Genomic DNA, 9492 nt, shown 5'->3' with positions numbered 1-9492 from the left:
CGCCACCCTGCGCCGCCGCAGTCTGCGACAAAAGGTTTTTGAACTACGCCTGGCCGGCCCGGGCTCGCGAAAAATACGACAACTACTGGAATACACCGTCACAATGGCGGCGTAAAACTGCAAAAGTCGAACTAAGTGCTTCCACCAGAAGTCTTCGCGTGTATCTCAAGGCACGACCAGGGTCGTGCCTTCACGCAGATCTTCTGGCCGGGACAGCTGATTCCGATTGGCGTCGAGCAATTCGCGATACCGACGCGAGTCGCCATAGACTTGCCGCGCGATACTTGTCAGCGTGTCGTTGCGTTGCACGCGGTAGGTACCCGACGCCGCGCCCGCGGTTGGACTGGCCGACGCGGAACCGCGGGGCGCCACGGGCACCATCGGCCGCGCGTTGAGCGGGGCAGGGGAGGAGATGGCGGACGCCGTGCCCGGGATTTTCAGCTCGGTGCCGATCGGGAGCAATTCTGGGCTGGAGAGGATGTCGCGATTGAATTCGTAGATCTCGCGGTAACGATCGGCGCTTCCCAGGTATTTGACCGCCAAGCCAGACAACGTATCGCCGTCGACGATGCGATGGCGCCGCACTTCGCTATAGGACGGCCCCGGCGCGTTGCCCCCAAACGCCGAACTTTCATTGCCAGCCAATCCTTGTGCGCTCATACCGTCGCCGATGGGCCGGAGAGACGAGTAGCCACCCCCTGTGGGCGACGCTGACGACAATCCAAATCTTGCCCCGCCGCCCGCCGAACTGGCTTGGGGTTGCAACTCGGACGACCCATCGGCCGAGACGATCCGACCGGTCAGATGCGATGTCGGGGCCGGCTTTTCCTGCGGTGGCTGCAGATCTTGCTGCGCCACGGCGCGGGGCGCCGTCGGGATCTCCGCCTCGCTGGGGGAAGTCGGCTGCTTGCGAAACACCATCGCGGCCGCCACGCCCGCCATGAGCAAGATCGCCATCGTCAAGATTTTTGTGCGGCGCGACATCGTGCGAATTCCTGAGAGCGGAACCGGCCCACGAGGCCGGGAGAGAGAGCGCTCCATCATCCTGGCATCGTCCGCAGATGTACGGACACGCGAGAAAGTCGGCCAGAATTCCGCTTGTGCCGTTGCCGGTGAGTTTGTGGCCTCGTTCCCTGCGCGCCGCGGAACAAAGCGAGTCGCGGACTGCCCGCGGGAAATCCCAAAGCCCATTGCGAGCGACCTGCAGCCGCGGCGTCCTCACTAAGACCCACCGCAATCCCCGACGCCGCGCGCGACGATCAGCCACGATCAAAGGATGGTGGATTTATGCGGCCATCAGGCATGACTGGTTCGCTGCGGCACACCCTGGCCGGCAGATAATGATCGGGACGACGCCGACTCGTGGGCACGATTCATCCATAGCACAATCGGTGTGGCAATGTAGATGGTGCTGTATGAGCCGGCGACTACGCCCACCACCAAAGCGAAAGCGAAACCATGAATGCCTTCGCCGCCAAAAACGTACAGGATCAAAACCACGATGAATACGGTCAATGAGGTAAGAATCGTACGGCTGAGCGTTTGGTTGATGGCCGAGTTAGCCAGCTCGACCGAGATGATGGGACTCTTGCCGCGCATCTCGCGGATGCGGTCGAAGATCACGATCGTATCGTTCAGCGAATAACCGATAATCGTCAAAAACGCGGCAATAATCGGCAGGCTGATCTTGAATGGTTCGATCAGCAAGAATTCCAGCCCGGGGACGGTTGCCAACCAGGTACTAAGAGCCAGGGCCCCGAGTGTCACCAGCACGTCGTGAACAACGGCCACGACACCCGCGACGCCGAACATGACTTGCGAGAAGCGGAACCAGATGTAGGCCAGGATCAACACCAAGCTGGCGATCATAGCCATAGCGGCCTGTTGCTGCGTGGCCGAGGCAACCGCGGCCCCGATCTTGTTCGACGCCGGAAAGAACGGCTTTTCGCTTAATGCTTTATTGGCGCGTTGGAACAGTTCCTCCGCCTGATCGCTGGGCAGCGTAGTGCGGACCGTCCATAGTTCGCGGCTGATGTCGCTGCCGGACTCAAAGCCTTCACTTGTCAGCCCGAAAGCCAATGTTGCTTTCTTGACGTTCGGCATCGCCGCCGCCGACGTTTCCAGGATCCCCAGCAATTGGTCGTGGCTGATGGGCGTCGTGAACGCAAGGTCGGCTGTCGTGCCGCCAGCGAAAGCGGTCGAGACCACCTTGATGTTGTCTTCCTTCATGAACGCCGGCTCGGCACCGGCCTGTCCGGCCCCTGGCAGGCCTCCTGCGCGTGCCTTGTCGGCACCCCCGGTCGTGGGCATCTGCGGTCCGATGGCCCGCTGTGGGGGGCCAGCCGTTGCGCCGTCCGCTGGTGGCGATCCGGCAGGCTTCTCGGCAGCTGGTTTATCTGCGGCCGGCTCGCTAGCTGCGGGGGCGTCGGTGGCGGGCGAATTGTCACCGACCTTGGCCTCTGCGGGTGCTTCGGCAGCTGCCGGTTTTTCTTCTGTGGCGGCCGCCTCTTGCGCGGCGGCTTCTGTTGCCGAAACATCGGCCATCGCCAGTAGCATCACGTCGTCGTCCTTAGGCCGAACCATGTGCGAACCGTCGGTGGGCTTCGCCGCCGGCTTTTCATCGTTTGCGGGTGAAGCTTCCTTCTTTTCGTCCGCTGGTGAGCTAGCGTCACCGGCGGCCGGAATGGCGGCCAGCTTGGCTACGCGCAACTTGTTGACCGTTAGCTCGCCTTCGAAAATCTTGGTCAGCGTGGCTTCTACCGTGTTGATGTCGGGGTTCGACGTATTGATTACGAAACGCGTGTTCGGCGTCTCGTCTTTGATGCGCACATCCTGTACCGTGGCGTCGGGCAGCGTCTCTGAGTTTTCATCGATCTTGTCACGTACCTCGGCAATTTCGACGGGTTTCGAGAACAGGGCCTGCACCGATACGCCGCCGGTGAAATCGATGTCGAGTAGCCCACGCCCACGCAGTCCAACGCCCACCATGCCGATCGCGATGATGATCAGCGAGAGGGCGATGGCAATCCGCTGCTTGCCGATAAAGTCGAAGTGGGGATTGCTGAGGATGTGCAGCATCTTCAGATCCTTGATGAACCCGACCTTCTCAGCGATGTCGAAGCACACCCGCGACACAAAGATCGCGGTGTACAAGTTCATCACGATGCCCAAGATCAACGTGACAGCGAAGCCTTTCACCTGGTCCGATCCCATGATGTAGAGCACGATGGCCGAGATCAACGTCGTGACGTTGGCGTCGATAATCGTGGTCGTGGCTCGTCCGAAGCCGTTGCGAATCGCCATTCGCAGGGTGGCACCGCGGGCCAGTTCTTCACGCATGCGCTCGTAAATCAATACGTTCGCGTCCACGGCCATGCCGACCGTCAGTGCCAAGCCCGCCAACCCAGAGAGGGTGAAGGCGGCGTTGAACATGATCATAAAGGCGACAATCAACAGCACGTTCAGCAGCAGCGCGATATTGGCGACCACTCCGGCAAAGCGGTAGTAGATAATCATGAAGATGACCACTGCCACGGTGGCGACCAGCATCGAGTAGACGCCCTTGTTGATCGTGTCCTGTCCCAACGTAGCACCCGTCAACAGGCTGCTACTGGGCTCCTTGCGCAGGGCCGTGGGGAGGCTGCCGGCCGTGAGCACGCTGGCCAGATCTTCGGTCTGCGGCACGGTGAAATTGCCGCTGATCTCGCCGCGGTCGTAAATAGGTTCGTTGATTTGCGGGGCCGAGTATAAGTAGCCGTCCAGCACGATCCCCAAGTTGCGGTGGAAACCCTGCACGCTGTCGGGCAGATTGTCGTTGGTCAATCGGCCGAACAGCTTCGAGCCGGTCGAATCGAACACGAAGTCGATCTTGGGCCCCTTCATGCCCACGCCCGCCGAAGCGCTGCTCAAGTACTGACCAGTCACGTTCTGCGGGTCGATGACGACCAGCACTTCGAGCTCGTCCTTGTCATTCTGCCGCGTGATGAAGCCCGAGCGAGGATTTACGAAATAATCGACATCGTCACGGCGAATTGGTATCCAGCGTGCCACGACATCGGGCGTGCCGTCGGCGCTCTCGGTGCGTAATTCGGCGCGCGGGTTCGTATCGAGCTTTTTGGCCAACTCGATCAAGTTGGCATGATCGCGCGAGTTGGCCGTGATACGGAATTCCAGCAAGCCTGTCGAACTGATCTTGTCCTTGATACGGTCCAGCTCGGCTTCATCCGCCTTGGGGATGATGACTTCGATCTGGTTGACGCCGTACGGTCGGATCGTGACTTCTTTGACGCCGCCCGGATTGACGCGCTTCGTCACGGCCTGCACGAGCTCTTCCATCTTGACGTCTTTGTCGGCGCTCTTGGCTTGCTCATCGATCTCGTAGACCAGGATCGAGCCGCCGCTGAGGTCGATGCCCAACTTCGGCGGCCAGCCGTACCAGGTCACCGCCGAGGCGGCGAACAGGGAAAAGAACACCGTGGCGATCCGCCACGACTGATCCGGCAGCCGCACGGCTTTGGCGATGTAATGTCCCAGCACCAGCGGCACCACGAAGACACTGATCATCACCAACAGCAATTCGACGTTGTCCGCATTCATATTCGATTAAATCCTTCCGTGCTCGTCGGATCAGCTGGTCGTTCCGGTTTCTACGCTGGCCGAGGAATCATCCACGATCACGCGGGCGATCGAGCCGCGGGTGATGCGCAGCTTAGTATTCGAAGATTCGTCGACGCGGATCGTCACTTCTTCGCTATCAGGTCGGACGTTGGTCACCACGCCGAAAATGCCGCAATTCAATAGCACGTGGTCATTCTTTTTCAGATTCGCTAGCGTTGCCAACCGGTCTGCCTGCTCGCGCCGTTGTGGCCGCAGAACCATGAAAAAGAACAGCAGGCCGATCGCCACCAACGGCAAAAACATGAAGATAGGGCTGGGGGCGCTGGGCGGTTCTTGTGCCAACAGCACCCACCTAGCCATGTCTAAATTCGGCACGATTGTCTCTCCTCGCTGGAATAGCTCGAGGACGCCCGAGCGAGCGCCGGCGGCGGAACACAAACGCGTGACACCGTCGCACCTTTCGAGGGACTTGCCCTCTGGGAAAGGCGCCTCACTCCCCTCGCGTTTGGCGCGCCAAATTCAACAGAAGCGGCCAGCCAAAGGGGGCTTGCCACGCACGCATAGCGTCCAAGGGCCGTATCATAAGACTATGCGCCATAACGAGCAAGGGGATCAGCCGTCGGTCGCTTCGGCGCCTACCACGCCCCGTCGCCAGCCGGCCAACTTCTGTTCCCGAAACGCCGCAAACTGGTCGGCCTCGATCGCCACGCGCGCCTCGGCCAACAGCCGCTGGTAGTAAGTCAGATTGTGGATCGATAGCAAGATCGGCCCGAGCATCTCCTTTGCCATGAACAGATGCCGCAGGTAGCCGCGGCTATGGCGGCAGGCCGGGCAAGGACAGTGCTCCTCCAACGGACGCTCGTCCGTGGCTAGGCTCAGATTGCGTAACCGCAGCCCTCCCGCATCGGTAAAGGCCATGGCGTTGCGTCCGTTGCGTGTGGGCATCACGCAGTCGAATAGGTCGACCCCGCGGTGGATCGCCTCCAACAAGTCGGTCGGCGTGCCGACCCCCATCAGATAGCGGGGCCGATCGGCCGGCAGCAGCGGTGCCGTCGCGTCGAGCACCGCATACATCTCGGAGGGCGTCTCGCCGACACTTAGCCCGCCAATGGCGTAACCAGCAAAATCGATCTCCTTGAGCCCCGCGACGCATTCGCCGCGCAGTTCCGTATCGAGCCCCCCCTGGACGATGCCGAATTGAGCCTGGTCGGCACGCCGGGCAACGTCGCGTGCGCGGCGTGCCCATCGCAAGGTGCGCTGCATGGCATCGGCCACGGCGTCGCGTGCGGCGGGGAGGGCGATCACATGGTCGAGAACCATCGCCACGTCACTGCCGAGCGCCTCCTGGATGGCCACGGCCCGCTCGGGCGAAAGCTCCAACAGACGTCCGTCGATATGTGAGCGAAAAACCGCGCCGGATTCGCTGACCTTCGTCATCTGGGCCAGGCTGAACAATTGAAAGCCGCCGCTGTCTGTCAGTATTGGTCCTGACCATCCCGAGAAGGCGTGCAGCCCGCCCAACTGTTCGACAATGCTTTCCCCCGGACGCAGCGTGAGATGATAGGTGTTGGCCAGCATCATCTGCGCGCCCGTCGCGCGGAGCTGGTCGATCGAGACGCCTTTGACCGTCCCCTGTGTCCCCACAGGCATGAAAGCCGGCATGTCGACCGGCCCATGCGGCGTATGAAACACACCGCGCCGCGCCGCGCTTGTGCGATCGGCGTGAAGCAACTCGAATCGAAACGCGCTCGCGTTCATGAGTTCGCGCGGGCGGCGCTCCGTGGAAATGTGGTTGCCTCAGGGTGACTGTCGTGGCAATCTCACCGCGATAGGGCGATCGACGTACAGCCGTCGGTCTTGCGACAGTTATCTCAGTCGCCACGCAGCTTGATGGCGTGTCCGGTGAGCTTCTCGCGCACTTCGTTGAGGCTCGTGACGCCGAAGTTCTTGCATTCCAACAACTCATCGCCCGTGCGGCGAACGAGCTCGCCAATCGTGCTGATCCCCAGGCGAATCATGCACTTGCGGGCACGCACCGAGAGGTTCAGATCCGCGATCGGCCGGCCCAGCAGCGCCTGTTCGTCCGGGCTCATGACCTCGGGCTCGTAACCGCCGCGCATGGTCTGCTTTTCGGCGGCCAATTGGCCCAATTCCAGTCCCTTCGAAGCCAGCATCTCTTTGATCTCAACCAGCGACGTCTCGCCGAAGTTCTTGCTCGCAAGCAATTCCTGCTCGCTGGTGCGGGCTAGATCTCCCAAGGTCATCAGCCCCATCTTCTGCAGGCAATTGCGGCTGCGGACCGACAACTCGAAGTCGGTAACCGGCATCGTCAGCACCTGGCTGAGGCGGTCGCGACGACGTTGCGCGTCTTCGTCGTAGAACATGTCTCCCGCAGCCTGAGCGTCGCGAAAGAACAGCCGAGCACGCGGATGGTTGGGATAGTTTTCCAGGATCCGTTGGTAGCACTGCCGGGCACGCTCGTACTGCTGGCGATCCTCATAAAGAATGCCCAGGTTCAACAGCGAACCGATGTGCGCCGGAAATTGGGCCGCCGAGCGCTGATAAAGATCCAGAGCTGTTTCATCATTTCCGCGGCGGTCGTTCTCTAGTGCCAAGCCGAACAGCGCGCCTGGGTGACGTGGATTGGTGTCGACGGCCCGTTCGAATAGCGCGACGACTTCCTGCGGATTACCACCCAAGGCCGCCACGGTGGCGCCCCGTTGATACAGGTATTCGGCAGTTTGTTCGACAGCACCCGACAATTGATCCAGCGTGGTCATGGCTTCGGTCGGCGCGCCGGAACTGCGCTGTGCTTCGGACTGTGCCAAAGCACACTCGTCACGGTCGTAACCCGCCTTAGATGCGTCCTGAAAGGCCTTGATGGCTTCGGGGAACTGCCGGCGTGCTGCAAATGTCCGTCCCAGGTAGAACAGGGCGAGAGCACCGCCGTCGGCCGACTTGAGCATTTCGTCCGCCAGCCGGTAGCGGCCCAGCAGGAAGTAGCAAACGCCCAGCTTGGCCGCCGAGGCAGGTGATTGCGCCGGCACGGACTCGAGCTCTTGCACCGCCTCGCGCAGACTGCGGTAGTTCGAGAAATCGGCCGCGATCGAATCCTTGATCTGCTGGACCTCTTTAGGGCCGAACAGAGTGCTGGAGACGACAAGTTCCTTGACGTTGACGTTCGAATCGACACCTAGCGGCATTACGGGAGCCTCCTGGAAGGCAAGACCAAGACAACCCTAGGCGCAGAGCCACACCCGGGCCGCCGAAAATATGCTGCCAATTTGGCAAGTTAGACGTTATTTAAATATAGCAATCCTGGTCAAGCTCGCAACGCCAGCCCGCCAGCTGGTAGTGTCTTAACAGTGTGGTGCTACTTATTGCGCGGCGGGAATCCACGATTCTTAATGGCGTAATAGACAACGAAGATTGCCGCGCTCAGGCCGCAGACGACCGCGAAGTATGGCGTTCCTCCCAGGAACACCGCGTTTAGGATCATTATTGCCAATAGGATCGCGACTAAAACCACCGCTTCTTTCGCTGAGATGTCGCCCGGTTTTCGTGGTTTATCATTCATTTGGAGCGTTCCTAATTCGCTAAGACAGCATCAAATAACTCATCAAAGCTCCAGACGTGCCCGGTCAGCCCCGCCATCATACAGGCAGTCGGCCGCTTCTGACCGCTCTTACCCGGCTTGCGAGTCTGCCAGCAGTAGTTGTAGTAGGCCGCAAACATGGCGAAGGCGGCTTCCAGATTGCGGAGCTTCTTTGAGAAGCAGTACGTGAGGCGATTCAACCGCTTGAGGAATACCCGCTGAGTGCCGTTCAGCCTTTCAACGTGGCTGGTGGTTATCGTGCGTTCCTGCCGGCGCCCTATGCCCCTTATGCCAGTGCGCTTCGTGCCAACCATTTCGCTCGGCGTGTAGATCATGTGCGCGTTGCGGTACTCCTTGATTATCGTGCCGTAGCGAACGTAGGGACCGAACGCCAAGTCCACGGCCTCAGGATATGCCTGGAAGCCGTCAGTGCTGATCTGGACTACCGGCTGATAGCCTTCGGCCTTGAAGGCGTGCGCGTCGCTGGCGTGTGGCTTGGGCATGTTCAGGCGGCTGGCAACGTCCATCATAAAACGGCGTGCGTTGTCGGCCGATCGCTTGCCTAAGCGAAATGAGGGCAGCAGCTTCGTTTTCTGGTCGATGCACGTCCAGATATAAACGTCCCCCACGTCGAACTTTTCAGCTTTCTCCGTGACAGTAAGGCGCGCCTGTTTTCGGCCAACCCACGTCCACTGCTCATCGAATTCCAAGTGCGTCAGATTCAGGCCTTGCATATTGCGATCCAGGAAGGCACGGCAGGCGTCACCGAACAGCACAATCAGCTTGCACAGCGTGTTGCGGTTAATGCCAGTGGTGCGCTCCGTGGCCCGCACGCTCATGCCTTCGGTGAGCATTCGTAGTGCCAGCTTGGCCTTGTCCAAGTCAATTCGCATCGGGCCGAGCGGCTTGGGCGTTTCCTCGGAGAACCGCTTGCCGCATAGGACGCACTTGTACCGCTGGTTTCCGTGTCGGTCTTTACCGTTTTTCTTGGCGTCAGCGTGGGCACAAACTATCACGGCGGAGTCGCTTTCGATTGCGGCTCTCGCTAGAATGCGGTTGTCTGGACCAACCTAGCGAAAGCCTGGTTTGTTCGTCCCCCGTGTCGGCCTTGCCGGGCTGACTCGGGGTTTTTTTGTTGGGCTCATTACTCCCAACTCATGCGATTAGTTTACCGGTAAATAACTAGATGGTCAATAGCTTGACGGCGACTTTTTTACCGGTATTATTCAGGCATGGAATCCAAACGGGGAAGACCCCCAAAAGCGCCGAAAGAGCGCCAT

At 60.2% G+C, this 9492-nt stretch carries 7 protein-coding genes; all 7 read right to left on the bottom strand.

From position 1 onward, the window contains the following. Nucleotides 1-165: 165 nt before the first annotated feature. Nucleotides 166-984 (bottom strand): LysM peptidoglycan-binding domain-containing protein, encoded by an 819-nt coding sequence (locus VGG64_21540; GenBank protein ID HEY1602200.1) that lies wholly within the window; start codon nt 982-984, stop codon nt 166-168. 312 nt (nt 985-1296) lie between these two features. Then, the gene (gene secD, locus VGG64_21535; protein HEY1602199.1) at nt 1297-4596 is read right to left on the bottom strand and encodes a protein translocase subunit SecD; all 3300 of its coding nucleotides are present in this window, start codon (nt 4594-4596) and stop codon (nt 1297-1299) included. 30 nt (nt 4597-4626) lie between these two features. Further along, nucleotides 4627-4992, bottom strand: coding sequence for a preprotein translocase subunit YajC (gene yajC / locus VGG64_21530; GenBank protein HEY1602198.1), 366 nt, complete (start codon nt 4990-4992; stop codon nt 4627-4629). Nucleotides 4993-5229: 237 nt separating this feature from the next. Continuing rightward, nucleotides 5230-6375 carry a tRNA guanosine(34) transglycosylase Tgt gene (gene tgt / locus VGG64_21525; GenBank protein ID HEY1602197.1) on the bottom strand — a complete coding sequence of 382 codons (1146 nt, stop codon included), beginning with the start codon at nt 6373-6375 and terminating at the stop codon, nt 5230-5232. 113 nt (nt 6376-6488) lie between these two features. Further along, complete coding sequence (locus VGG64_21520) at nt 6489-7820, bottom strand: DNA-directed RNA polymerase subunit alpha C-terminal domain-containing protein (GenBank protein HEY1602196.1); 1332 nt, start codon at nt 7818-7820, stop codon at nt 6489-6491. 170 nt (nt 7821-7990) lie between these two features. Beyond that, nucleotides 7991-8194: a hypothetical protein gene (locus VGG64_21515; protein HEY1602195.1), complete on the bottom strand. Its 204-nt coding sequence runs from the start codon at nt 8192-8194 to the stop codon at nt 7991-7993. An 11-nt stretch (nt 8195-8205) separates the two neighbouring features. Further along, complete coding sequence (locus VGG64_21510; protein HEY1602194.1) at nt 8206-9105, bottom strand: hypothetical protein; 900 nt, start codon at nt 9103-9105, stop codon at nt 8206-8208. Between the last annotated feature and the right edge of the window lie 387 nt (nt 9106-9492).

Source organism: Pirellulales bacterium (assembly GCA_036490175.1).
GTDB lineage: Bacteria > Planctomycetota > Planctomycetia > Pirellulales > JACPPG01 > JACPPG01.
The sequence above is the reverse complement of the archived record's forward strand: the minus strand, read 5'-3'. Positions and strand labels throughout refer to the sequence as shown.